The 24,755-nt window shown below is 57.8% G+C and carries 17 protein-coding genes and 3 pseudogenes; 12 read left to right on the top strand and 8 right to left on the bottom strand.

What is annotated here, in order from left to right:
* Positions 1-19 precede the first annotated feature (19 nt).
* The 3 pseudogenes from tnpC to ACFLEY_RS12100 form a co-directional block, all read left to right on the top strand.
* Positions 20-1,462 (top strand): annotated as a pseudogene (gene tnpC / locus ACFLEY_RS12110) (IS66 family transposase); the annotation flags it as partial.
* A pseudogene (locus tag ACFLEY_RS12105) lies at positions 1,411-1,929 on the top strand (plasmid pRiA4b ORF-3 family protein); the annotation flags it as partial. The pseudogenes tnpC and ACFLEY_RS12105, both read left to right, overlap by 52 nt.
* Positions 1,930-2,034: 105 nt before the next feature.
* Positions 2,035-2,201, top strand: a pseudogene (locus ACFLEY_RS12100) (IS5/IS1182 family transposase); the annotation flags it as partial.
* 528 nt (positions 2,202-2,729) lie between these two features.
* On the opposite strand, the gene ACFLEY_RS12095 reads toward ACFLEY_RS12100, so the two are convergent.
* Positions 2,730-3,884 (bottom strand): glycosyltransferase, encoded by a 1,155-nt coding sequence (locus ACFLEY_RS12095; protein ID WP_396604649.1) that lies wholly within the window; start codon positions 3,882-3,884, stop codon positions 2,730-2,732.
* Between the two features lie 755 nt (positions 3,885-4,639).
* On the opposite strand from ACFLEY_RS12095, the gene ACFLEY_RS12090 reads away from it, so the two are divergent.
* Together ACFLEY_RS12090 and ACFLEY_RS12085 are read left to right on the top strand one after the other, a co-directional pair.
* A complete protein-coding gene (locus ACFLEY_RS12090) occupies positions 4,640-5,806 on the top strand; it encodes a glycosyltransferase family 4 protein (RefSeq protein WP_211433915.1) in 1,167 nt (388 codons plus the stop codon).
* A 301-nt stretch (positions 5,807-6,107) separates the two neighbouring features.
* The gene (locus tag ACFLEY_RS12085) at positions 6,108-7,145 is read left to right on the top strand and encodes a polysaccharide deacetylase family protein (RefSeq protein ID WP_249163121.1); all 1,038 of its coding nucleotides are present in this window, start codon (positions 6,108-6,110) and stop codon (positions 7,143-7,145) included.
* A gap of 90 nt (positions 7,146-7,235) precedes the next feature.
* On the opposite strand, the gene ACFLEY_RS12080 is transcribed toward ACFLEY_RS12085, so the two are convergent.
* Positions 7,236-9,326, bottom strand: a complete 2,091-nt coding sequence (locus ACFLEY_RS12080) for an alginate lyase family protein (protein ID WP_249163125.1) — start codon at positions 9,324-9,326, stop codon at positions 7,236-7,238.
* A 323-nt stretch (positions 9,327-9,649) separates the two neighbouring features.
* On the opposite strand from ACFLEY_RS12080, the gene ACFLEY_RS12075 reads away from it, so the two are divergent.
* Positions 9,650-10,357 carry a bifunctional 2-polyprenyl-6-hydroxyphenol methylase/3-demethylubiquinol 3-O-methyltransferase UbiG gene (locus ACFLEY_RS12075; RefSeq protein ID WP_211433913.1) on the top strand — a complete coding sequence of 236 codons (708 nt, stop codon included), beginning with the start codon at positions 9,650-9,652 and terminating at the stop codon, positions 10,355-10,357.
* A 94-nt stretch (positions 10,358-10,451) separates the two neighbouring features.
* Here the strand turns inward: ACFLEY_RS12075 and ACFLEY_RS12070 are convergent, their stop codons facing one another.
* The 3 genes from ACFLEY_RS12070 to ACFLEY_RS12060 form a co-directional block, all read right to left on the bottom strand.
* Entirely contained in the window at positions 10,452-11,855 is a 1,404-nt protein-coding gene (locus tag ACFLEY_RS12070; RefSeq protein ID WP_211433912.1) for a glycosyltransferase family 4 protein, read from the bottom strand.
* Positions 11,836-13,098 (bottom strand): nucleotide sugar dehydrogenase, encoded by a 1,263-nt coding sequence (locus tag ACFLEY_RS12065; protein ID WP_211433911.1) that lies wholly within the window; start codon positions 13,096-13,098, stop codon positions 11,836-11,838. Before ACFLEY_RS12065 ends, ACFLEY_RS12070 begins: the two co-directional genes overlap by 20 nt.
* Positions 13,099-13,525: 427 nt before the next feature.
* The gene (locus ACFLEY_RS12060) at positions 13,526-13,699 is read right to left on the bottom strand and encodes a hypothetical protein (RefSeq protein WP_396604648.1); all 174 of its coding nucleotides are present in this window, start codon (positions 13,697-13,699) and stop codon (positions 13,526-13,528) included.
* Positions 13,700-13,802: 103 nt separating this feature from the next.
* Here ACFLEY_RS12060 and ACFLEY_RS12055 point away from each other — a divergent pair.
* Positions 13,803-14,932, top strand: a protein-coding gene (locus ACFLEY_RS12055) for an IS3-like element ISRj2 family transposase (RefSeq protein ID WP_085967151.1) whose coding sequence is annotated in 2 segments (ribosomal slippage) — positions 13,803-14,055 and positions 14,055-14,932 — 1,131 coding nt in all. Because the reading frame shifts where the segments join, the coding sequence is not laid out codon by codon here.
* 457 nt (positions 14,933-15,389) lie between these two features.
* Here ACFLEY_RS12055 and ACFLEY_RS12050 read toward each other — a convergent pair.
* Positions 15,390-15,656 carry a hypothetical protein gene (locus ACFLEY_RS12050; RefSeq protein WP_211433909.1) on the bottom strand — a complete coding sequence of 89 codons (267 nt, stop codon included), beginning with the start codon at positions 15,654-15,656 and terminating at the stop codon, positions 15,390-15,392.
* Between ACFLEY_RS12050 and ACFLEY_RS12045 the strand changes: the two genes are divergently transcribed.
* The 5 genes from ACFLEY_RS12045 (at position 15,655) to ACFLEY_RS12025 (ending at position 22,442) form a co-directional block, all read left to right on the top strand.
* Positions 15,655-16,542: a hypothetical protein gene (locus tag ACFLEY_RS12045; RefSeq protein WP_211433908.1), complete on the top strand. Its 888-nt coding sequence runs from the start codon at positions 15,655-15,657 to the stop codon at positions 16,540-16,542. The genes ACFLEY_RS12050 and ACFLEY_RS12045 overlap by 2 nt on opposite strands.
* 640 nt (positions 16,543-17,182) lie before the next feature.
* Positions 17,183-18,772 (top strand): hypothetical protein, encoded by a 1,590-nt coding sequence (locus tag ACFLEY_RS12040; RefSeq protein ID WP_396604647.1) that lies wholly within the window; start codon positions 17,183-17,185, stop codon positions 18,770-18,772.
* 344 nt (positions 18,773-19,116) lie between these two features.
* Entirely contained in the window at positions 19,117-20,616 is a 1,500-nt protein-coding gene (locus ACFLEY_RS12035; protein ID WP_211433906.1) for a UbiA family prenyltransferase, read from the top strand.
* Between the two features lie 665 nt (positions 20,617-21,281).
* A complete protein-coding gene (locus ACFLEY_RS12030) occupies positions 21,282-21,977 on the top strand; it encodes an IS630 family transposase (protein ID WP_309142099.1) in 696 nt (231 codons plus the stop codon).
* Between the two features lie 81 nt (positions 21,978-22,058).
* Positions 22,059-22,442, top strand: coding sequence for a hypothetical protein (locus ACFLEY_RS12025; protein ID WP_249163120.1), 384 nt, complete (start codon positions 22,059-22,061; stop codon positions 22,440-22,442).
* Between the two features lie 233 nt (positions 22,443-22,675).
* On the opposite strand, the gene ACFLEY_RS12020 is transcribed toward ACFLEY_RS12025, so the two are convergent.
* Together ACFLEY_RS12020 and ACFLEY_RS12015 are read right to left on the bottom strand one after the other, a co-directional pair.
* Positions 22,676-23,515, bottom strand: coding sequence for a bifunctional 2-polyprenyl-6-hydroxyphenol methylase/3-demethylubiquinol 3-O-methyltransferase UbiG (locus ACFLEY_RS12020; protein WP_211433905.1), 840 nt, complete (start codon positions 23,513-23,515; stop codon positions 22,676-22,678).
* 646 nt (positions 23,516-24,161) lie between these two features.
* Complete coding sequence (locus tag ACFLEY_RS12015) at positions 24,162-24,683, bottom strand: GNAT family N-acetyltransferase (RefSeq protein WP_211434670.1); 522 nt, start codon at positions 24,681-24,683, stop codon at positions 24,162-24,164.
* Positions 24,684-24,755: the final 72 nt, after the last annotated feature.

The following is a 24,755-nucleotide window of genomic DNA, read 5'->3' as shown; positions in this document are numbered from 1 at the left end:
TTTGAAGTGACCCGCGGGGGGTCGATCCTCGGAAAAGCTGGACGCTGATCAGCTACAGCTTGTTCTGGAGGACATCGAAGAGGCTGTCGCGGCTCTCGAAGCCGCCGAAGATCGCGCCAATCCCAGAGTTTACGAGAAGAGAACTGTCGCGCGCAGGACCAATCGTGGTCAGCTGCCGGAGCATTTGCCGCGCATCGTCGAAACCCTGATGCCGGCGGAGACTTGTTGCCCGTCTTGTAAGGGCGACCTCTTCGAGATTGGTCGGAATGAGAGTCAGAGGCTCGACGTCGTTCCGGCGCAATATCGCGTCATCGTCACCCGCCGTCCCAAGCTGGCCTGCCGCGCCTGTCATGGCGTCGTCCTGCAGCACGCGGCTCCCGAGCGATTGATCAGGGGAGGATTGCCCACCGAGCGGCTGGTCGCGCATGTGATCGATGCCAAGTATCATTGGCATTTGCCGCTTTACCGCCAGGCGCAGATGCTGGCGACGCATGGAATAGCGCTCGACCGTTCCACGCTCGCCTTCTGGGTCGGGTATGCCGCCCAGGAATTGAAGCCCTTGTGGCATCGGCTGCGCCAGCTTCTGCTCGCCTCCTCGAAGCTCTGTGTCGATGAGACGCCGGCGCCTGTGTTGGATCCGGGTCGCGGCAGGACGAAAACCGGCTACTTCTGGGCGCTGTCGCGGGATGACCGGCCCTGGGCCGGGCCTGATCCGCCTGGAGTGGTCTATGCCTATGCACCGGGCCGTGGGGCCGTCCATGGCTTGCGGTTGCTTGAGGGCTATCGCGGCATCATCCACTGCGACGGCTATCAGGCTTACAAGACCATGACCCGAGAGACGCGTGCGGACGCCCTGTCCGGGACGCTCGCCTTCTGCTGGTCGCATCTGCGGCGCCAGTTTGTGAAGATCGAGCGCGAGGCGGCGCCTGCGTCAGCTCCGGTTGCCCGCGAGGCCCTTGAGCGCATCGCCCAGCTCTACGCGGTCGAGAAAGCCCTCCGAGGCCGATCGGATGCCGAGCGCCGCGCGGGTCGACAAGCGCATGCCCAGCCTCTGGCTGCAGCCTTGAAGCAGTGGTTTGAGGCAACGCTTGATCACCTTGCACAGAAGAGCGACACGGCGAAGACTTTGCGTTATGCGCTGCGTCACTGGGACGGTCTGACGCTCTACCTTGACGACGGACGCATCGAGATGGACACGAATGCTGTTGAGCGTGCGATGCGGCCGATCAAGCTCAACGCCAAGAACTCCTTTTTTGCCGGTTGCGACGAGGGGGCCGAGAGTTGGGCAGTACTAGCTTCGTTAATCGAGACCTGTAAGCTCAATAGCGTCAGCGCCGAGCACTGGCTCTCCGACGTTCTCGCCAAGCTCGTCAATGGCTGGCCTGCGGCGCGACTGGACGAACTGCTTCCATGGGCATCGACTTACGCGATGCATGCGTACGATCCGAGGCTGGCAGCATGAGCCTCAAGACGACCGCGGTCCGGATCAAGGTGACCCTCAAGGACCTGAAGCCGGAGGTGATGCGTCGCCTTGTCGTACCCGTCACCCTGCGTCTTGATCGGCTGCATCTGACGCTTCAGGCGGCATTTGGCTGGACAAGCAGCCACCTCTTCGAGTTCTTCGCTGGTGAGGTCCATTGGGGGATTCCCGACCCCGACAATGATTACGGCCACCAGCCCATGGATGCTAGCAAAGCGCGGCTTTGCGATATCGTTCGCGAGACCGGTGCGAAGACGATCCATTATCTCTATGACTTCGGCGACAGCTGGGACCATGTGATCAAGCTCGAAAAATGGTTCGAGAACACCACGACGGAGGGACTTCCCTTCTTGCTCGAGGCCGCCGGTCGCTGTCCTCCGGAAGATGTCGGCGGTGCGCCAGGCTATGCCGAATACCTCGATGCCATCAGCGACCCCGCCCATCCGGCGCACGAACACATGCGCCTCTGGGGCCCGGAGCGATTCGATCCCAACGTCGTCGACCGGAAGGCACTTGAGGCCGCCGTCAACGCATTGTCCGACACATGGAAGCCGCGACGTCGTGCGGCTGTCGAGCCCGTCATCGGCCACGTCAAGGCCGAGCACCGCATGGACCGAAACTATCTCAAAGGCCGCGATGGCGGCCGCATCAACGCGTCCTCGCCGCAGCCGGCTACAACTTCGGCCTGCTCCTGCGGTGGCTCGCAGAAATCTTGCGTGCCATCATCCGGAACTTCGCAGAAACTGTCCGGCTCAAAAGATCGCTTAAATCAGCGGTCGCCCGCGTTCTTCACGGAGACTCGAAAAGTCGAGCCTCTGCCGAGATTAGGCTGCCAAGCGGAGAGGCAGCGTGGTGAAGTAAGCTTGATCGGGCGTCGCGCCGTCAAGGCTCGAATTCGGACGGCGGCCAGTTCGCCTTGAAAGCCGGTGTGTGGTTCCGGCGTGCTCGTCTGCTCATCGTCTCTCCTGATTCGCGGGCCAATTTAGCCCGCCGTCAGGCAGAAATTCCACTTATCGCACCGTTCAGTTTGGTGGGGCCGGCTCTAATCTCAAAAGGCGCCTCGCATGATTAATAGAACTACTTTTCGAGCATCGCGATAAACGCCAGTCTTGCTGGGCTGAAATCATCAAAAAGGGTACCTAAAGTGCGGTGCTTTTCTGATGGTGCTTGCCGCTATCACTTCGTATTTCGATCCGCCCCCCTCATCCGATCCTGACCATAGCAGACCTCCACGCCAGCATTTGTAGCTCTACCGATAATCCTCACTCAAAGTCGCGCGTCCCCTCCTATCCGCAACTTTCCGATAGAGGCAGAGATACGCGTTAGTCATCGCATCGAGCGAAAATACTGTTTCAATACGTCGACGCCCTTCCCTGCCGAATTCGTGCGCAAGCTTACGATCATCGAGGAGTCTGAGCACACGATCGGACAACATTCCAGCGTCATGGCTCGGCACAAGGAATCCTGTCTGTCCTTCCAAGACCAATTCAGGAGTGCCCCCATCGTTTGTTGCTACAACCGGCTTACCCAGTGCCATGCATTCCGTTATTGCGTTGGAAATACCCTCCCCGTGTAGACGGCTGTTGGTAGCGAGAACTCCCACAGTGAAGAGATTAGCAATGCTTTCTACATCGTTCCGGCGCCCCAGAAACTTTATGCGCGGCGAATGTTCTGGTGGGATACTATCGCGCACCTGCGACAACATTTCACCCGTACCGACAGTCAGAAAAGTCACATCGTCCCTAAGATGGCAAATGCGGCATACCATTTCGACAAAGGTTGCGTAGTCCTTTCTGGGCGCGAAGTTAGCAACCATCCCGACAATGTGGGGGGTCGTGATTCCCAACATGCTGCGAAGCTCTGCCTCGTCCGTTAAGTTAAGAACTCTTGCAGGATTGAACCCATTGTGGATCCACAGGCCTTTGCGCTCGGGAATACGGTAGGCAGCCAGTCCCGCGCGCGAATTGGCGACGACAATGTCTGAAAATGGGATGGTCAACTTGCCTCTTAAGTAGATCTTGTTCCACCGAGTCATATGTGGCGGCGCGTCTCGCACGAAGCCATTGATGAAGGGCGTGCCGCATAGCTTCGCAACCGGCGCTGCATAGATGGAACACATCGAGCTCCAAGAGTGGATAATATCTATTTTCGAATTGGACACCAGCTCGTACAAACTCTTGAAAAGGCGAAAATCTATCTTGCCTCTCCGATTGAGCGGAATAACTCGTGCGTGTTCGCGGTCAACATCGTAGCGCTCACCATACGCCTTGACAGATAACTCCTCGTCCGTAACCGCGACGAATGACTCTATGTCAGGGTTAGGGGAAAGTCCCCTCAACAGTTCGACTATTTGTCGTTCTTTCCCTCCCGGGCCTAAGGATTCGGTGAGGTGCAATATTCGCATGTCAGCGCTCTCCCGGTTGGACTGATTCAATACTCGTCGAAACGAGGAATTCAACGCCAACTTCGATGTCTAACCGCGTTCGATGTAAAAGCCTTCCCATTTTATCCCGCACGGCGTCTCAAATCTGGATCTCGCGTCCCTCGATATCACCGGGTTCGACGATTAATCGAAGCGCCCCGGGGTGCAAATGACGTTAGCGAAGCCATTATTTGAATGGCGCCGCGCGACTCGTTCGTCATATGATCGACCCTTTTAGCCCCGTGCCTGCCCAGGAGAGCAAAAACTGACAACTTAAGGCAGACGAGCCGGTTCTTCATTGAATTTCGTTTCGCTTCACTAGCCCTGGCGGTTTGTTTGTAACCCAATGTGGCTTACGTCCTGTACGAAATCACGGTAAGGGCGTCTATACCATTCCCCTACCGGCCGGCCTCGTTTTCCCCTGTGATCGAGAATGGGTAATCCGAAAGGGTCGAGCCGCGGACCGGTTCAAAAGAATATGCTCGGGGTGTGAAGCTTCTCTCGAAAAAATACGAAATCCGCTGCCATGATCCCGTCGTGAAGGATTGGAATCCCGAGGTATTCCCCATCGAACAGGTCGACGGTTGGGCGGACGTATCGGCTATTCCTTCGAATCATACGCATCCAAGAAGTTCGAATCTCCGCTGCTTTCATTTTGAGAAGTTGAGCTACCGCAGACTGATGCGATTTTAAACTGATGGACGTTTGACAGGCCGACGGAGGTTGTTCAGCGACAGATGTTCAATAGACTTCACAGGCAATCTGCGGCGCGGCTCAACGTTGTGGTGGTCACGCCCCTCGGCGAAGATGGGCAAGGTGGAATCGATCGCATGATGGATGCCATTAGACGCGATCTTCGCGAGCATCCGCGTGACGATGTTGATCTACAGTTCGTGATGAGTCGCGGAGCGAACATATATTTGTCGCCGGTCGTGCTGGTTTGGGCTCTTCTTAGAATCATTTGGATGCAAGCGTGGCGGGGGATCGATGTCATTCATATAAACGTCGCCGCAAATGCAAGCGCATACAGGAAGTTTGCCGTAGCTTCCGTCGCGTCCGCGTTGCGCATTCCATACATCATCCATCTACATTCAGGTGAATTCGGCACCTTCTGGGACTCGTGCAATGGACTTACGCGCCGTCGGATAGAAACCCTCTTTGCTAGAGCCAGCTTCGTGGTCGTTCTTGGTCGGGTATGGTCGGAGCTCGTCGTTTCGAAATTGCCTGACTTGGCAGACCGCATCGTCGTTATGCCCAATGCGACCAGAACGCAGCGACAGCATCGTCACGCCGATGGTCCGGTCACGATCTTGTTTCTTGGCCGTCTTAGTCCGGCCAAAGGAATTGGAGATCTCCTCGATTCGTTCGAGATGATTCGGCATCGCAATGACTGGCGCGCGACGCTTGCGGGTGACGGAGCAATAGCGGAGACACATATCTTGGTCGAACGACTTGGGCTCGCCGAACGCGTGAAGGTACCCGGATGGCTCGACGACGACGGTGTAACGGCTGAACTGCAGGCGGCTGATATTCTTGTCTTGCCCTCTTTGGTCGAGAACCTACCGATGTGCGTGGTAGAAGCTTTCGCTCATGGATTGGCGGTCGTTTGCACCCCAGTCGGAGCCGTGCCAGAGATTGTGGAGCACGAAAGGACGGGTCTTTTGGTACCCGTGAAGAATGCTCCGGCTCTGGCCTTGGCGTTGGAGCGGCTTCTAATGGATCCCGCTCTTCGTGCCCGCCTTGGGGAGCAAGCACGGGCCCAGCATGCTGTCCGATTTGAGATCAGTGCTTACGTCGATAAGCTTGTAGACGTGTGGCGCGGAGCGTCGGACAGAACAGCGAATTCTTCCGACCGCACTTCTCTTTCCGAACGGACCAAGACGTTCGCCACGCCTGGCAGGTGACGCCTACCGGATCGGTGGTCTCATAGCATTGATCGGCGGGCCTAGGCGAGCGGGCGTGCCGCGGTCATCTTCCGGAGTACTCACAATGGGCAACCACTCAGCCCTCGATGAACTCGCTCGACGTGTCTTATTCTCAAACTCATAGCCTACACTTGCTTAGGGTGACGGAGCACACTCCATTATGGCTCACTGGCGAACCTCAAGGGAAGTCGCCTTGCGCCCAGAGGATCCGACCGGGCCCGGCACGCGACAGCAGTCCCGCGATAAGGCAGCGCTGCCCCTGCGGATGTGGAGAGCCGACATGAACCACATTCTGAAAAACTGCCTGTACTACGGCGCGAGTCAGGTTGGAGAACTGCCTTTCCTTCGCGCACGCTTCGCTGCTAGAGCGGTCATCATATTGTTTCATGAGATACAGCGGGATTGTCAGTCGGAGTTGATGACCGGAACATCAGTCTCCCTTTTTGAGTATTCGCTCGAATGGCTGCAACGAGAAGGATGGTCAATCGTCAGCCTCGATGAATGTCTCGAGAAACTGGCAACGAATGATCAATCGCGCCGTTATGCGGTTCTGACTTTCGACGACGGCTACCGGGATAATGTCTCGGTAGCGCTTCCAATCCTGGAGCGGCATAATGCGCCATTCACGGTGTACGTGCCCACTGGCGCCCCTACGCGATCCATGCAGACGTGGTGGTTGGGTTTGCGCAAGTTGTTTCTCTCGAGAGACGAGGTGACAATCGACACGTTAGGCCGCCGGTTCCAATGTTTCGACATGCGAAGCAAGCGATCGGCATTGACCGACGTGACTGAGTGGGTTCACCAGGACTACCGGCGTAGTGCAATGCTCGCGCCGACGTTCAAGCAGAATGGGATTTCGCTGGCGGCATTGAATGACGCATATTTCCTGGACGAACGCGAGCTCCGCATTCTTGCGCGTCATCCGCTTGCGTCAATCGGCGGACATACGACATCACACGTCGCGCTTGCGACCCTTGACGAGTCGTCGGCACAATCCGAATTGGCCGATAACCGCGGTTATCTTGAAAATCTACTTCAATTGCCCGTTCGGCACGTTGCATATCCGTATGGCTCGTGCGGCCCCCGTGAAGAGCGCTTGGCGAGCGAAGTGGGTTTTAAGACTGCCGTAACGACACGACAGTGGCGATTGCACGATCACGAGGTAAACCACTTTGCACTCCCCAGGATCGGCGTTTACAGTCCTTCAGGCTTTAGGGCTCGAATGAGCGGCATCATCGAGGCGGTTCAGGCGCGCTACGTGACCGCGGAGCAGCGTGGGGCCGCCCCGACGGAAGCGCCTCGCGAGCGGATTGGTTAGGCCAAGCAGATTTCCGCATCTCAATCGAGGTCCATACGCCCCACGATTTATGACGCAGTCAGATCAGGCCAAGCATAAGAAGTTCCAACCTTAGCGATCGTCGACCACGCCCCCTCCGTCGCCGATAGCCGACAATCCAAATCTTACTGTGGTTCGAAGCTTGCAAGCCTCGCCAACTCTGGCATTCCCGACAAGGGTGATCGCTGGTACCACGACATCGTAGGAAGGGGAGTACCAGCCGAGCAAGGGATCCTTCATCCCGGAAACTGCCTGCCAGTTCATCAGCTCGGGCAAGAGAATCTCGGCCTGTTCTCGTCCATTCTCGCCAGACCAGGAAAGCTGAGCCGTATTGCCGGTGAGAGCGCACCCGATGGCCGGATGCAGGTGAAACATCAGTCGAACCGGCACACCACCAGCACCGGAGATCTGATCATCGATACTCAACTCGCGGCATCCACGGTTGAGCTCAACACGCCGGCTGTGAGTGATTCCGAAACGTCGCTGGTAGCCATCATGTTTTCCTTCAGCAGCAGCGACGGGCAGCATCTCCTCCAGACCACTCGCTTCAAGTAGGAGCGCCTGGGCCGCCTTCGTCCATAGGAACGGTCCACCGCTTTCCGATTGATCGGCGCCGCACACCTCGAGCGTGTTGTGCGCTGCAGTCGACCGGAAATACTTTCTCCAGGCCTTGGAGGCATTGTAACTAAATGTACCAGGATCAACCAAGATAGGCTGGCCACCGCGGCGCAGCTCGATCGCCAGGGCATCTGCGTGACCGTGGGCAGCAATCGAGAGGTAGCCAAGCGGCCCGGTGTCAAAGACACAGTAAATCTCATTCGAAGTGTTGCTCTCAGAGCGCAAGATCACGAGCCCCGCATCGGGGGCGAGCGAATCTCTGCTCTGGTGAAGTTTGCCCGTGAGCCCTCCCGGTGGCTTCACAATGCGATCCCATAACCACGACCGTAGCGGCCGCTCGTTCAGACACGGCCACCAGGCAGCGCGCCCGAACCACGCCGCACCGAGTTGCAGAAGGTCGATCCATTGGCTGAAACCTGGAGCGTCCAACAAAAGACCTTGCGCGTCGTCGCTGTCGCCCTGTCGGGGAGGACGACCTCTATGATCCGTAAAATCGGCCAGTCGAAAAAGGATATCCGCAGCTAAATTCCAGGCGGCAGGCGGCCAAGGATCGTCGCTCAACTGCCCTTCGATCAAGCAAAGCACGAGCGCTTCCAGGACATAAGCGTTGTAGCCGCTGCCCAGTTCACGATTGATGCCGCTCTCGAAGGTCTGACTGCGGAACTCCCTCAGCAGGATAGCCCGGGCCTTCGCGCGCCAAGCCGCGCTTTCCGAAAACCAGGGCATACTGCACGTCGCCAGATAAAGCCCGGTAGCCTCGTAGATCAAATGGTTGTTGGCTGACGACCCCGAGCTCATTCGCCGGACCAGCAACCATTGATGCTGGTAGACGCATTCGACGAAGGCTTTGTCATTCTCGAAATTGGACTTCGCGTATTCCCAATCCGCAAGCAGTCTGCGTGTCCAGACGAATGCGATCAGCCTCATCCCAAGCTCGATCCCGCTGGACCAGTGCACGCCGTTGAGAAACAGGTTGGCCGCCCGCCACGACTCAATCTGACCAGCAGCGGCCTCGGCGTAAGGAACGCTACCCGTCAACCAATAGGCCGTCGCGAGCATGGTCGTGTGGTGATGCCGAGACAGCTCCCACACATACTTCGTTTCGAAGCCAATTCCGTCCCCATGTATCCGAATGTCGAATGCATATGCGTTCCGGGGAGGAGGTGTCACTTGGCTTTTCGGGTCGAGATGCCAATCGACGTTTGGTGTCACGTCCTTCCGCTCGACGGAAAACGTCGGCCAGCGTCCTTCGAGAAGTGCATCTGAGGCCATTATCAAGGCGTCGCGCGGCGCCTCCGGCGCCTCCGCTGCTATCGAGCGATCGAGCCCTCCTCGGAACTGCAGCTCGTCAGCTACTGTGTTTGGCCGCGGCACGGCACCGCGTGCATAGAAACGACGTCGCCAGTACTCCTGCGCGACCCGATCTCTAACCCGGGCGCAAATCTCATTCCGATCCATTGCACGCAGACGTCGAAAGTACCAGGTAGCGTTCATTTGAGCGCGCCAATCAGCCGATGCCTCAAGATTGTCGGAGGCGCCGAGCATATCTGTCAATCAGCAACCATCATGTTCGTTCAATCAGCATGACGACTTACCCGGCATGGCCGGATCAATTCCGATTGCCCCCGCGAGGCCCTCCACGCAAAGGCATTCTGAATTGCGGCGCGAGATCGTGAAATAGCTGCCCCAGATGCCGACTTATCTATAGCAGTTTCTTGCGGTACTTCGGCTTAGATACGAGGTGGTACCTCGCTCTCCCTACGACCGAGTCTTGCCCCTCCCACCCTTGTCACTTAGACTGGTCGAGCCGCGATGCAATTTCAGCCCTGCTTTGGCGTGTCCGAATGGATGCATCTAGAGAGAGAAGCATGAAACAGAGACCGGTTGACGCCCTCGATTTTCACACCAGCATCGCAACCAAGTTCGATCAAAGTTATTCCTATGACTCCAACCGGCTGGAGCGTCTGACGATCTGGAAAGCGCATCTGGCAAAATACGCTTCCGGAGCCGACTTGGCCTACGATCTTGGCTGCGGCAGTGGCGCTATCACTTCCCTGCTCGCCCAATATGCTAAGCGTGTTATTGCGATCGACGGAGCAGAGGGGATGCTCGCTGTTGCGCGCAAGAATGCCGCTGCGTGTGGACTTTCTGACCGGATCGAATTCCGGCAGAGCAGGTTGCCCATACCGGGCCAGGTAACATTGCCCCAAGCCGATATTGTGATTTCATCAAGCGCCATCGAGTATATGGACTCAGTGCCAGATGCGCTGGTGTTTGCGCGCAGTCTGCTCAAGAAACAGGGCACGCTGATTTTTTCCATGTCCAATCGAGCTTCGATTTCACGCAAACTCGTTCGTGCCGTGCATGGCGTTACTGGCCGGCCGGAGTACATCAAGTATCTCCAGCATTTCGTGACCCTCGCTGATTTGGAACAATATCTGGAAGTTGGTGGCTTTACGCCGGTTGAATTTTCTTATTTTGGTGGCGCCGATCGATTCAATCGCTTCTTGGCGCCTCTTCTTTCGCCGAGCCGTGCAAACAACATGATTCTTATCGCGGCACGCCCCCGGGAATAGCGGCAGTTCGCATCATTCGAACCGGTCTCCCCTGGCCTCTCGCCCCCCAATAGAAGCGGATCCTGAAGCTGCTTCTTCCACGCTTTAATCCGGTTCACATGAACCTGTAGCGCCGCAGGCGGCCAGATGAATATCTCATGCTGAAGGCTTTATCATAAGCACCTAGCAGTTTGGCCATCTCGTAGTCCCAAGCGAGCTCGCCGTAGATCCGGTTCCGGCCGAACGCGCCCATACGGTCACGTCGCACCGGATCATCCATGAGCTCCAGTATCTTGTCACCGAACTCCGCAGTGTTCGTATTTTTTGCATACAAGGATGCCTCTCCAGCGGAAACGCGCCCCTCGGTGAGATCGAATTGCACGATTGGCTTCCCCAAGGCCATGTACTCCATGACCTTGTTCATCGTCGATTTGTCGTTCATCGCATTCGGCCGGTCCGGATTGACGCAGACGTCCGCGGTCGAGAGTATTGTGAACAGTGTCGTATCATCAACGCGACCGGCGAACGTCACCAGGTCATCCAGATCAAGGGCAGTTGCAAGTTTCTGGACTGCCTCCAGCTCCGGCCCACTTCCGACAATGACGAACTGGACATCATCGCGGTTTCGCGTCTCGCGGATGTGCTTGATCGATTCCAGCAACAGATCGATCCCTTCCTGCTTTCCAATGACCCCTAGATAAGCGACCAGAAATTCCCGCCCCTTCTTCCAGGACGGGTCCGGTGGAAGCGACCGCACGCGAGAAAGGTTCGGGCCGGAGCGCACAACGAACACACGCTCCGGACTCATTTTCCCTCGTTCAAGAGCAATGGTCCGATATGATTGGTTTGTCGCTATTGATACGTCGGCCAGTGCGAACGTAAGGCGTTCAAACAGAACCATGACGCGCCAGAGAAGACCACGCCGTCCGAATTTTGCCTCGTAAAGTTCCGGATTGATGTCGTGGTGATCGAAAATGAACGACTTCCCAAACAGAAACTTGTGAAATGCACCAATCAAGAAAACGAGGTCCGGCGGATTGCACGCATGGACCACGTCAAAGCCGTGCTTTGCGAGAACTTTCACACTCAGCACGAACTCCCAAAATAGTGCCGCGCTGTACTCGGCCAGGTAGCCTGGCAGCCCCCGTCCTTCTGACGGCAGCCAGTGGCGATAGACGTTGACCCCGTCGATGACCTCGAATGATGCCGTTGCTTGCGGTCCCTTGGGACAAATGACAGTCACTTCATACCCGTACCGCGACAACGTACTCGCTTCCGCCCACACTCGGCGATCGAACGGCACTGGAAGATTTTCGACGATAATGAGCACCCGCCGACGAGCCGAACCGTTGAGCGTCGCTTGTTCAGCCGGTGCGTCGCGGGCCGGGCCCGCAAGATTTGCGTCCAAGCCGACCAATTCGCAAAGCTCGCCGTTACGGGCAACCGACTTGGCTGATTGTGCTGCAGCCGCTTGACCGGAGCGGCCGGCACCATGATCGTCACGAAAGCGTGTTAACATCGATGACCCACTTCGTGCGTAACGCCATGCTCTTGGCCCATCCCCTGGTGTCGATGACAAGGTCGAACAGCTCCGACTCGGCGGTCGATTTTGCGACTAGTAACTTACGGAGCGCGGGCAAGCTCGAGAAAGCATAACCAAGATTCTGGCCCAGCAGCTTGGACGGATCGACGTGAGGATCGTAGATCGACAGGTGAATGTTCGCCTGCAGAAACTTGCGGGCCAGATCGATGTTGGGACTCTCGCGAAGGTCGTCGCTGTTCTCTTTGAAAGCGAGACCGAGCATCAGCGCCCGTCCGCCCGCCGGAACTGCTTTCACGCAATTCTCGAACAGGAAGTTCTTATGCGCGTCATTCGATCGGAGAAGCGAATCTACGAGATGGGTATAGGCCCCGACATCGCTTGCGATATATTGGAGTGCGCGAACGTCTTTCGGCAGGCATGAGCCGCCGAACGCGCCACCCGGCTTCAAATAGCGGGCTGAGATATTGAGCTTCGTGTCAGATGTGAAGATCTTATGGACAGTCGCCGCGCTGATACCGAGCTTATCGCAAACGCGACCGACTTCGTTGGCAAAGGCAACCTTCAACGCGTGGAACGTGTTGTCGACGAACTTCGTCATCTCCGCTGCACGGTAGGTCGTATAGAAGACCGGCGCATCGACCCGCGCGTTCAGCTCGTCAAGAGCCGCGCACCGTTCACCATCCTTCGTCCCGATCACGATCTTCGGCGGATTGAAGAAGTCCTGGATCGCAACGGATTCGCGCAGGAATTCGGGATTGTAGACGAGCTCGACGAGATTGATCCTGTCTCTCAATTCGTTTTCGAAAATCGGAAAGATCAAGTCCTCGATCGTGCCGGGCCGCATCGTGGAGCGAAATATGACGGTCAACGGCTTCGCTCGTCCGCGACCGATCAACTCCGCGATTTGATGGGAGACCTCCACGACGTAGCTCATGTTATGAGATCCGTCGGCCGCGCTGGGCGTTCCCACACAGACGATCGCTATGTCGCAACTGTCGAGATGCTGGCTCGCATCCTTGGTGGCGGTCAGCAACCCCTTCCTGACAGCGCGTGCTACAAACTCATCGAGGCCGGGTTCCGTGATTGGCGACTTGCCGGCATTGACGATCGCGATCTTTTCATCGCTGACGTCGATTCCGACAACCTCGCGACCTTGCTTGGAGAGGCAAGCGGCCTGCGTCATGCCGACGTAACCAAGTCCGAACACTGCAATTTTCATTGTGATTCTTCATCATCGCATTTCCTCCCGCCACCATAGCCTCGAGGCGTTCCGGGCAAGTGCAAGCAAAAGGGTGTCCGCCGGGGCTGAGTGGCTACCTAGTCGGGGGTACTCCGGTGATGAACTTCATCGCCGCCGCCATATAAACGAGGGCCGAAGGCCACTTTAACATGCCGATAATAACTATATGCTGCGGAAGTTGTGCTGTCCGCGTCGCTTATTTGGTCAGGCATGACTGCAGCCCTTGACGATGACTTCACCGCGAACCGAGGCTCATGGGCCGCCGCCACGGCGCTTACGTCGGCACTCAAGTGCTTCGCGACTGTGCCACGAGAGGACGGGATGAAGCGCGACGCGGCGCCCCGACTGGGAATACCAACGACTTTTGCCGACGTCGCGGGGCGCTGCTTGGAGCCAGAACCCAAGATCATGACGGCAAGTACATGTCCCGGCGCTCGCGCGTTTTGTTGCGTAATCGCAGCCCCAATTCGCGATAGACGCGGCGCGTTTTGTTCTGAGGATGGAGGTCGGCAAGACGACCGGCGACCGCGATGGCAGTCAGCTGGGGTTCGGCCGCGAACCAGCCCTCGATCAGCGCCACGTGCGGGTCGAGCTTAGAGCTGGCCCCGCAAATTCGGACAGTAGCTTGAGTGGATTTTCTGCCTGACAGCGGCGAGGATTCTTGCTGCGAATCAGGAGCGAAGATGACGAAGAAGAGCCGCCGGACGCATTCTCCGGCATTCAAGGCGAAGGTTGCTTTGGCTGCGGTCAAAGGCGACAAGACACTGGCGGAGCTGGCGCAGCTGTTTGATGTTCATCCGAACCAGATCACGATCTGGAAAAACCAGCTCCTGGAAGGCGCCGCCGGCGTGTTTGGGCATGACAAGACATCGGCCGAGACGCCGGTCGATTTGAAGGCGTTACATGCCAAGATCGGCGAGCTGGCGTTGGAAAACGATTTTTTGTCCGGCGCGCTCACCAAGGCGGGCCTGCTGAGCGCAAAGCGATGATCGACCGCGATCATGATCTTTCTATCGTGCGCCAGGCGAAGGTCCTGAAGCTGGCTCGCAGCACGGTCTACTATGAACCTCGGCCAGTTTCGGCCGAGGACCTTGCCTTGATGCGTCGGCTCGATGAGCTGCATCTCGATTATCCCTTCGCGGGAGCGCGTATGCTGCGATCGTTGCTGCGGCGGGAGGGCGTATACGCCGGTCGCCGCCACATCGCGACGCTGATGAAGCGCATGCGGATCGAGGCGGTCTATCGTCGCCCGAACACGAGCAAGCCGGCTCCGGGTCACAAGATCTACCCGTACCTGTTGCGCGGATTGAAGATCGAGCGGCCCGACCATGCGTGGGCAATGGACATCACCTACATTCCGATGCGGCGTGGCTTCGTCTATCTCGCGGCGGTCGTCGATGTGTTCAGCCGACGGGTCCTGGCCCATCGCGTCTCGATCACAATGGAGGCGGCCTTCTGCGTCGAAGCGGTCCAGGAGGCGTTGGCGAAGCACGGCAGGCCCGAGATTTTCAACACGGATCAGGGCAGCCAGTTCACCAGCCTCGAGTTCACCGATGTGCTGCTGGACGCGAAGATCGCCATCAGCATGGACGGCAAGGGCGCCTGGCGCGACAACGTGTTTGTCGAGCGGCTCTGGCGCACGGTCAAATACGAAGAAGTTTATCTCCGCGCCTACGACAGCGTGTCCGAGGCGCGAGCGTCAATTGCCAAGTATCTGGCCTTCTACAATCAGGGACGCCCTCACTCGAGCCTTGACGGGCGCACGCCCGACGAGGCTTACTTCGGCACGCAAGCTATGGTGATGGCCGCATGACCGTCGCCGACGGTTTTGTCGTCGCTCTGGTCGGGCTACGCCCTCCCGACGCAACGACAAAACCGTAAAGCCCCGCGTTCAGCATAACCCGGCAGGAATCCACTTAAATCCAGCGGGGCGCTGTCCAAACAACCGGGGCCAGCTCTCTTTGAGGGCATCCGGATCCGCTTCTTATAGCGTCGCCTGCGCCGCCGGTGCGTCGCACGCGGCTCCGCCTACGCTCGAATAAGCGCACCGTCTTTTCCGTGCGAACCTATTCACGTCGCGCATAACCCTACCGCAGTGATGGGCGCAAAAACGCGCGCCGCCCGTAAAAAAGATCTCATTCAAATCGCGACGCCGCATTCCCGATTCTTGCCGTTCGCTGCGATTGGTTCGATTGTTCTCTTTTTGACTACCTCAAGTAAGGGATCGACAAACGACCGGCGGCGGTTATGCCATCGTACCTTTAGAATCCTTACCCAAATTGGTGTGATAAAATGTGTGTTTCAAGCTCGGTCACGGCAGGAACACTCGCCGTCAGCATATCAGTTTGCGCCACACTTGTCGGCTGTAACGATTCCTTCGCTTTAGACAGTTCCGTTGACGCTACATTGGCCAGTAATTTTGCCTGGAGAGCCGTGACATCATCAACATCGGGTAGCTCTTGCACGCCGGGAGCAAGTTGCAAAATGGCAGTTTCATCTGCTCCCGCTCCGCAAGCTGCATCGGAAACACTGACCATGACAGACCATGCGCCCCATTCACCGCATGTCACTTCACCGTCGGGAATTGGCGTGGCCCCCGCCCCAGCTCCCGCACCGACTCCGTCACCAACAGGCGCCAAACTTCTGTTTAAGTCTGGCTTCGAGGGCAATGTGTCGCTCGGTTCTCCCTACAACATCGGCTCTTGGGGAGGGTGGCAAGACGTCGTCGGTGATGACACATCGACAGGCTTTTCTTTTGCAACACCGGTCTTCGGCAATAAGTTCACCATTCAATTGCTCAGTGGTGGCGGAATTCTCTCAGGTGTCATTCAAAACTCAATCGTTTCCATTACCGGGCACACTGGTGCTACAACGCGCGCGCTCCAACTGGACCTCAAGCAAAAGGTCAATTCCGATTCGCAAGATCAATTCATGATCAACGTCACGCAGTCGCCGAAAGAATTCTATATCAGCGAGTGGATCATGTACCCCGCCGACCTCACGCAGCGCTTAGGGCCTAACCAATGGGTCCTCGGCCCCCCGGAGTGGAAGTCAGAAGGTGATTTCCGAATCGTTTATGGGGCTTATCCGAATTCGCACGGTAAGCAATGCTGGGAGGTCACGTGGGATACGAACGCTAACGGGACTGTTCCACGGCGAAAGTTCTACACCGAAGTGAACTGCAACATTCCAGTCCCGCAAGGTCAATGGTTTCGGGTCGAAACCTACACGCGGCGGGGATACGGCAGCGATGGACGTTCATGGTTGAAGATCAATGGCCAGCTGGCCTTCGATCATACGGGGACTACGATTGGGGAAAATGCGGCACCTATCAATCGCTTGTTCATCTCAGGCGCCTATGCGAACTATCCGGTGCAAATGCATATCGATGACTTCGAAATTTGGGATAAGGTTCCGTACTAAGGGGAAAATGCCAATTAGGCGAGCCCACGCTAGGATCTGCCCACAATTCGTCATTTCTCTTTGCAGGTTAAGCAAGTATCAATTCAGCCGGTCGTTTGGGAAGGTTTGTCCGGCTGATGATCATCAATGCATTAAGCCACTGTCGGCCAATGTCCCCATGCCGATCGCCCCGATATTCCCGGTCTCGATGTAGTTGCTCCCAGCGTTGACGGTGGGCAGGGGGCTACATCTTGATCGGCGCCTTGAGCATCTCGATGAGTTCGAGAATATCCTAGTCGGCGCGGTTGGGCTGCCCGAGTAGCTGTAGGCGTCCGGGTCTTTCTGCGCGATTACTTACGGATGTCGACCTTGGCGGCCAGCGGCAAGATGCCTGGTGTTCTCGTCGTGCTCGTACCTTGCGAGCGGAGAAGAGCAGATAGCCGATGATGGTCGCACTGCCGCTGTTTCGCGGCTTTTGAAAAGAGCTCGTTTCAAATCACGGTGCCGTCTTCCGTCACCAAGTTTCAGCGATAGCTCCCCACGCGCTCTGAGAGCTGCGATTGGTTCGGTTGCTTCCTTTTTGACTACCTCAAGTGAGGGATCGACAAATGACCGGTGGAGGTTATGTCGCTTTATGCATTAAGAATTTGCGGTGACATGAATGGTATCGAAGCTGGAGCACTCCGCCAAAAAAGATATATTGGTGGCTGTCGCCTGCATAATCGTGTTCGCCGTCACCGATTTTTACTGTCAATATCACGGCGTTCTTGGCGAGTCAGACTTATACCGAGTGCTCGTTGGAATGCTCGACGGCGCTGTCAGCCAGTCGGGAATCAATTCCGACTTCCACTATGGTCGAGACTTTAGCTTCGGGTACATTTTAGCCCTCTACGCCTTAGCACCTCCAGATGTGCTGCGGGACCCGGATCGCCTGATCCAACTTATCAACGGTCTCGGTTTTTGTTTCAGTATAATTGGGCTTTTCTTTCTTTGGCTATCAACCTACATCGTTCACGGGTCTCGCGCTGCGGTGGTCGCGGTTCTCTTGTTCGCTTTCAGTCCAGTGATGCTCGAACTTGGCACTTCGGGACACCAGGTTATACTAGCCTTCGCATTTCTGTTCGCCGGAGCAACTTGCCTATTCTCACCTCTCGCCGGGTGGAAGCTTATTGTGGCGCGGATTGCCGGTTCCGGCCTCCTCATCGTTGGCCTTTGTATTCGGGCAGAGATATTTATAGCATTACCCTTTATTGTGTTGACAGGCCTCAAGGTAGACACTTTGTCTACCTTCGTTAGATCCACGCTGGTCAATGCTCTTTCGCCGACCGCCGCCCTTGCCACGTTTCTTATTCTCAACCGCCGGATTGTTCCCCATACAGCGCATGGCGCACTGAACTTCTTCGAGCACTTCTGGCACTGGTCTAATATTCCACCTGGAACGATTTATCTGTCCCTAGGAGCAGGGATTGCGACCGTCATTGCTGCAATAGCGATAATGCTTGTCGTCACGTTCAACATTTTTTTGAACGATCTAAAAACAGCAAAACGAACTATTGAGCAATTGATCGGCCCCATTGCCCTCATTCTGTTCCCCGTGGCGTTCTGGATTGCGAACCCAACACCCTCAAGGCACTTTCTGCTGGCTATAGCCGGAATCTCGATCGTGATCGGGTGGGCGGTTAGTACTTTGACAAGTTTTGGAATCATCGCGACCGTGCTCGGGGCACTTGGCCTGATCGCGGCAAACCAGGCCTTGTCAGAAGTGGTTCGGCGTCCGATTCTCAGTATGAACGCTGCGCGATCGCCCTACATCCGCTCTCCTGAGGAATACCAAACATCCACTCATGCGCCCGTGGGATTTTTTTGGCAGCGTCACTCGGCCCTGGACCTAAGATTCCACAGGTTCAAAGATATTGGCGAAATGGTCAGGACAAGTTGTGATCGAGACACTCTGATCTTAAGCGACGAATCCGAGCAGATTTTTTCGCGCCTTTATAAGGGCGGCACTCCGCTTGAAGCCGTCAACACTCGCGTTGGCGAATTTTCTGTCATAAGGGTCACGGTCAAGGATCGACATTTCGCTTTCGCCGTTAAGATGACCGGCTGGCCAAAAGACGCCGTTGCGCTGATGTTGAATCAGCCTTCTTTCGATAATTATCAACTGTACGCCGATCCTTACTTTCCATCTATCTACGATAAGGTTGCGATTCCACCTAACCGCCTCGCCAAGTTTGGCTGTAAGGAATTGTGAAGATTCAAGCACTGAGCGCGGGTGCTTTCAGACAGCAAGGGAGCGTTCTCGGCATTTCAGTATCCACAGCTCGGTGTCTACCGCGAGATCGACGAACAGGCGGGACACGCTTGTAGAGGACGGAGAAGCCGTCGGGGTGCTGGCGGTCTGCAGCAGAATCCAGATGCGTGATGATATTGCCCGCTCGGTCTGGGGCATCCTGTTGTTGGATCCCGCCGAACCGGGCTCAATAACCACAATTGGGTAGCCACTATGCCCCTGGCTGAGCTCGCTCGAATTCCTTTTACTCTGAATCCTCTCGCTTACACTTGCGATGAAGTGACACCTAAACAAGCGGATAATGGATGGGAGTCGATTCCCGAGTAGCTGTCGTCGGCGCGGAGGCATCCGGCGTCTCGACTGTGGCTTACGTACGACCGCAGCAAGAAGCTGCGATCGACGTTCCTCTGGTTATCGATCTCGATGGAACGTTGATTCGCACTGATCTCCTTGTCGAGTCGGCGTTCGCCCATCTCGGGGACAATCCGTTAAGGATCCTCCGCCTCTTCGCAATGCTAATGAGCGGAAAGGCGGCTGTTAAGGCCGGAATCGCTGCCGAGACGCCGATCGACCCCGTTCATCTGCCGTACGACGAACGCGTGCTGGCCCTCATCGAAAAAGCGCGCCTGGAGGGCAGGAAGATTTACATCGCTTCGGCTAGTAACGAACGGTACGTCTCCGCGATCGCCGATTACGTCGGGGCCGATGGCTTTTTCGCGTCAACCGCATCAGAGAACCTTTCCTCTCACACCAAGGCAAGTCGGCTGGTCGAAGCATTCGGCCAAATGGGCTTTGACTACGCCGGCAACTCTCACGCCGATCTTCCTGTGTGGGCGATCTGCCGCAAGGGCTGGGCTGTCCACCCTGCCGCCTCAGTCCGCCGGGCTCTCGCCGCTAGCGGCGCAGACGTAGCGATCGTCGAGCCGTCCGGCGGCGCCGCCAAGGCCTGGATCAGGCTTATGCGCGTTCATCAGTGGATCAAGAACGCGTTGGTCTTTGTTCCCTTGCTCACCGCCCACAAGTTGGAGATTGCTACCCTCGTCCAAGCGATGGGCGCCTTCTTTGCTTTCTCTTTCGCCGCGTCGGCGGTCTACCTCCTCAACGATCTTGTCGATCTAGAGGCTGACCGCAAGCATCCCTCCAAGAAGCGTCGCCCGCTCGCCGCCGGCACCTTGCCCATTCAGGCCGCTCTTCCCGTCGTCGTCCTCCTGCTGTTCATCGCCTTCACTACGGCGCTCATGGTCGAGCCACTCTTCGCCGGCGTGCTCCTCGGATATCTGGCGCTTACGACCGCCTACACTTTCTTCCTCAAGCGCAGGATGCTCGTCGACATCGTTGCGCTTGCATTGCTCTATACCATCCGCGTTGTCGGCGGCGCGGTCGCGATCTCAGTGCCTGTATCCGAATGGCTGCTTGCGTTCTCGATGTTCATCTTCACCTCTCTGGCGCTCATGAAGCGGTATGTCGAACTGGCTGCGCGGGTCGACGCTGACCTGCCCGACCCTTCGAACCGCAACTACCGCAAGTCGGACGTCGACATCGTGGCCACCCTTGCGGCGGCGGCGGGCTTCAATGCGGTGACCGTCTTCGCACTGTACATCTCCTCCGACGCGGTTCGACGGCTTTACCGCCATCCCGACGCCTTGTGGCTCGTCTGTCCCATCTTGATGTATTGGCTCGCACGCGCCCTGTTTATGGCCAATCGCCGACTGATGAACGACGATCCCATCGTTTTCGCCCTCAAGGATAGGAACAGCCTATTGGCGTTCGCTCTGGTGACCGCCATCATGGTCGTCGCCGCATGATATCGACGCCCCCTGATGATCGCGGTCGCAGAAGAATCGAGACCGCTTCTGGTGGCTTCAGCCCTGCGAGCTGAATAACTGCGGTGAATTCCCGAAATGTCGGGGATGGAACAGACCGTCGGCAACCTTTCCGACATGGCAAAAAACGCTGGGCGTAGATGGTCTCCCGATTGACTCAGTGACCAAGCGTCACATCTCGACTAATAGTTGCCAGTCTCGCCTCTAGTACCCTCGTCGACACAGAGGTTTTGACTGATTGATTTAGGATTTCCAAGACGGGTAGCTGCTCAGGAGGAACCAGCACTTCGATGCTGCGGGGCGAGCGGGGTCGAGGGGTCAACACCATCTGGTGGACGGAAGGCGGGACACCCCGACGTGCCGTTGCATCTCCCAGGTGGCCGGCGATGCACGCGCGTGTAGGCGTCGATGAAGGCCAGATACTGGCCCTGCTTGGGCGTGAAGGTTTTTGCAGAATGACTCACCTTGGCCATCCGATTCAGCTGTTCGTCCGTGCCTCGACACGAGGAGGCACGGATGAATGTATGCTATCGGGCCGAACTCAGGCAAATCGAGCGCGCCGAACTCACAGCACTTTTGAGCGGGGGGAAGCACGCGGCACGCAAGCTCAAGCGGGCGCAGATCTTGCTGACCGCTGATGCGGGGAGATCGCCCGGAGCCTGGGCGTCGGCGGGTCCACCGTCTATCACACCAAACGACGTTTTGTCCTTGGCAACATGGAGGCGGCTCTCAGGGAGGAGCCGCCGCCTGGGCAAAGCGCAAGCTCACCGGCAAGGAAGAAACCCAAGGTGGCAACCGCCCGCTCAAACCCTCCGGCAGGCCGCGCCCGTTGGACCTTGGAGCTGTTGGCCGATGCGATCGTCAAGTTGATGCTCCACGAGAGCCTGTCGCGCGAGACAGTGCGCCGACGCTTGGCCGAGAACGATCTCAAGCCGTGGCGCAAGGACATGTGGTGCATCCCCCAGATCGACGCGGACTACGTCGCCCGCATGGAGGACGTGCTCGATCTCTATGCCGAGGCGCCTGATCTGATCCGAAGCGGCCGGTGGTCCGCTTCGACGAGAGCCCGACCCAGCTCATCGGCGAAGCGCCAGCCGATCCCGGCCACGCCGGGACAGATCGAGCGCTACGATTGCGAGTATCGGCGCAATGGCACCGCAAACCTGTTCGTCTTCCTCGACGCGCATCGCTCCTGGCGCAAGGTGAAGGTGACCGAGCGACGGACCGCGGAAGACATTGCGGCCTGCATGCGCGACCTCGTCGACATCCATTATCCCCGAGCCGAGCGCATCCGCCTGGTGCTCGACAATCTCTCAACCCATTCGGCCGGGGCGCTCTACTAGGCCTTTCCGGCCGACGAAGCACGGCGGGTACTGCGCCGATTGGAGTTCCATTACGTCCCATAGCACGCCAGCTGGCTGAACATGGTCGAGATCGAGATCGGCGTTCTCGCCCGCCAATGCCTCGATCGGCGCATCGACAGTTTCGCCCGCCTCGCCACCGAGACCACCGCCTGGGAGAAACGGCGCAATGCCGAACGCACCCGCGTCAAATGGATGTTCACAACCGAAAAGGCGCGCGCCAAAATGGCGCGCGCCTATCCAAAGCCCTCAGCCAAATCAGGCCAGGTTCAACGAGTCAAAACCTCTGTGTCGAGTTACTATTGTACTCACTGCTCGCGATTCGTGCGATGCATTCTGACGCTCCGCAAGATTTCGGAACATCGATGGGTACGCCGAGAATGCCTTGCATGTTTCAACGGCCAACTGCAAACGGTTGCGCGCAGTGTGTTCTGGATCCAGCGGTAGCGTAGTTCCTCGAGCGCTAATCCCGTTGAGGATCTGGCGCTGCTCGAGGCCGCTTCGGGCGCCCCCTCGCGCGCCCCGCCCGAGGCCGCGTAAGTGTTCCGCTACGGGACCAACCTCGCCCGCGAGTTCGTTTCACCTCCTTCGCACGGTTTGCTCGGCAGCTTCGCGAGCCACCACCGTCTGGCTTCGGCTTCCTCCGGTCATCAGGTTGCGATGTCGGCCATCAAACGAACCTATATCGGCTTGAGCACGCAGTAGACGTTGTGGGCGATGAAATCCTGCAGCACCGGAACGCGGGCGAGCGCGTTGGAGAGCGGCTGGATGAGCGGCAGCTCGATCGCGTTCACATCGAGATAGTCGAGCTGCCAGCCCGTGGTGCGGAGGTGCCCCAGGAACTCGGAATAGCGCATCTGGTTCAGGCCCCCGGCGATCTCGCGCAGGCGCCGCGCCGGGTCGGTCGGCCGGAAGCACTCGCGCCGCACCCTGAGTATGGCCCGCTCCGAGAAGAGGACGCCGCGCCACGGAATCTGCAGGCGGAAAAAATCCCACATGTGATCGCCGAAGGGTGAATGGAACAACGGCCCGAAGCTCACGAAAGCGACGCCACTCGGCGCGATGAGCTCCTTCATGCGTGCGAGGAACTGGCGCGGCGCTTCGATGTGCTCGAAAGCGTCAAATGAAAGCAGCACGTCGTACTTGTACGGCGGGTTCCAGGTATGCAGATCGCAGCATTCGAAGTGCACGTTGGTGAGCCCCAGGCGTGCCGCGTGCGTGCGCGCGGTCTCGATCGAGCGGGGCATAAAATCGACGCCGGTGATCTGGCCCGCGCCCATGCCCGCGAGTGCGAGCGTCAGCGCGCCGGTGCCGCATCCCATGTCGAGGTAGCGCTTCGCTGGATCGGCACTGAGCCGGCCGCCGAAGCGCCGCATCAGCTTGTGCAACTTCGGCATCTCCGCTTCGAAGGTTTGTGCGCTGGCCCCGCTGGCGCGCGAGTTGAGCGCTTCCTCGGTGGCGAGGTTGCGGCGGTGCGCGAGGCCTTTAAGCACCCAATAGTCGAGGGTCTCACCCAACATGAGAGGGTCCTTCCGGGCAAATAATGATTTCGGTACGAAGTTGCGTGCGGCTGGCGAGCCGTGGCAGGCATGCGAGCGGCTTCAAGAGCAGCAGGCGGAGCCGGTTCCTCGCGCCGCTGCGGGTCGCCGGCTGCATCAATGTCACAGTCTCGGCCCGGTCGTGATATGCAAGTTACCGTAATCCGCCGTTGATCTCTCAGGGGACGGCGCGCGGTAGATGCCCTCCTTCAAATAGTAGATTGCTCCAGCGAATCGTCTCGCCCCCTGATACTTCACGATCCGGACGACATCTCTCCGAACTTTGAGATAGCCCTTTCCGCTCGGGTCGAAATTGACTTGAACGTTCATGTCGTACAAGTGACCCCGTACAACGGGATTCGGATCTCGATTTCCACCTCGTGCGCGAACTTCGGATCCATCAAGAGTTGGGAGGCTATCCAGTAGGATACCACCCAGCCCCGACACCGTCAAATTCGACCGCTTAGATCGTGAAACCCGACATGTACCGGAAGCAGCGCTCGCTTTAGCAACCTCTCGGCCATGAGCGATGCGCTCGGCGCCGCTCCTTTCGATGGCCTTCGAAAACATTTACGAGGCGGCGTGCGCAGAGGTAAGCCAATCTAAAAACGTCAAGGCGCGTACGCCTTCAGCTTCTTGGCGTACGGTGCCGCCGAAGCCTTCCTTGAAGCGGTTGACGCGCAGGAAATCTTCGTGGTCTTTGTCCTGCGCACCAGCCACCGAAGTCATACAGCGTGGCGCCCGCGTCTCGGAAATGCTGCATTTCGAGCCAGTGCAGCAGCCGATTCGCTCGGCCGATCAGGTTGCGGCGCGCCGGCGCCTGGCCTCGGAACAGCGACGCGGAATGCATCGGGCGGACACGGCTTCCGATTAGCAGATAGGAATGCCAGACGAGGACCTCGCCCTCGTGCACCATGCCGCCCAGGCGCAGCACGCCGGCTTTCGCGGCGGCCTGGAGGCATTTCATGCGCGCCGGCGACACTCCCTTTTCGGCCGCGAACTGCGCGAGGATGTCGTGGAAGGCCGCCAGCGAGGATGGATCGGGAGCAGTGGGCGCACGGAATTCCAGGGCGTCCTTATTCTGGGCGCGGCGGATCTTGTACTGGGTTTCGGACTGCATGTTGGCGAGCAATTGCTCGTCGGACAGCATGAGATCCACAACGATCGTGTAATTGGCCGACGGCTGAGCGATTCTCCGAAATGGCGGGCCGCTGATACAACC

Origin of the sequence: Bradyrhizobium sp. YCK136 (genome assembly GCF_044570075.1) — a bacterium.
Lineage (GTDB): Bacteria > Pseudomonadota > Alphaproteobacteria > Rhizobiales > Xanthobacteraceae > Bradyrhizobium > Bradyrhizobium diazoefficiens.
Note: the sequence above shows the minus strand (reverse complement) of the source record. Positions and strands in the feature narration are given on the sequence as shown.

Bases quoted from the DNA above. Each gene is read 5' to 3' on its own strand.
- ACFLEY_RS12095 (WP_396604649.1), bottom strand. From the start codon at position 3,884: ATGCGAATATTGCACCTCACCGAATCCTTAGGCCCGGGAGGGAAAGAA.
- ACFLEY_RS12090 (WP_211433915.1), top strand. From the start codon at position 4,640: ATGTTCAATAGACTTCACAGGCAATCTGCGGCGCGGCTCAACGTTGTG.
- ACFLEY_RS12085 (WP_249163121.1), top strand. From the start codon at position 6,108: ATGAACCACATTCTGAAAAACTGCCTGTACTACGGCGCGAGTCAGGTT.
- ACFLEY_RS12080 (WP_249163125.1), bottom strand. From the start codon at position 9,326: ATGCTCGGCGCCTCCGACAATCTTGAGGCATCGGCTGATTGGCGCGCT.
- ACFLEY_RS12075 (WP_211433913.1), top strand. From the start codon at position 9,650: ATGAAACAGAGACCGGTTGACGCCCTCGATTTTCACACCAGCATCGCA.
- ACFLEY_RS12070 (WP_211433912.1), bottom strand. From the start codon at position 11,855: ATGTTAACACGCTTTCGTGACGATCATGGTGCCGGCCGCTCCGGTCAA.
- ACFLEY_RS12065 (WP_211433911.1), bottom strand. From the start codon at position 13,098: ATGAAAATTGCAGTGTTCGGACTTGGTTACGTCGGCATGACGCAGGCC.
- ACFLEY_RS12045 (WP_211433908.1), top strand. From the start codon at position 15,655: ATGACAGACCATGCGCCCCATTCACCGCATGTCACTTCACCGTCGGGA.
- ACFLEY_RS12050 (WP_211433909.1), bottom strand. From the start codon at position 15,656: ATGGTCAGTGTTTCCGATGCAGCTTGCGGAGCGGGAGCAGATGAAACT.
- ACFLEY_RS12040 (WP_396604647.1), top strand. From the start codon at position 17,183: ATGGTATCGAAGCTGGAGCACTCCGCCAAAAAAGATATATTGGTGGCT.
- ACFLEY_RS12035 (WP_211433906.1), top strand. From the start codon at position 19,117: ATGGGAGTCGATTCCCGAGTAGCTGTCGTCGGCGCGGAGGCATCCGGC.
- ACFLEY_RS12025 (WP_249163120.1), top strand. From the start codon at position 22,059: ATGGTCGAGATCGAGATCGGCGTTCTCGCCCGCCAATGCCTCGATCGG.
- ACFLEY_RS12020 (WP_211433905.1), bottom strand. From the start codon at position 23,515: ATGTTGGGTGAGACCCTCGACTATTGGGTGCTTAAAGGCCTCGCGCAC.
- ACFLEY_RS12015 (WP_211434670.1), bottom strand. From the start codon at position 24,683: ATGCTGTCCGACGAGCAATTGCTCGCCAACATGCAGTCCGAAACCCAG.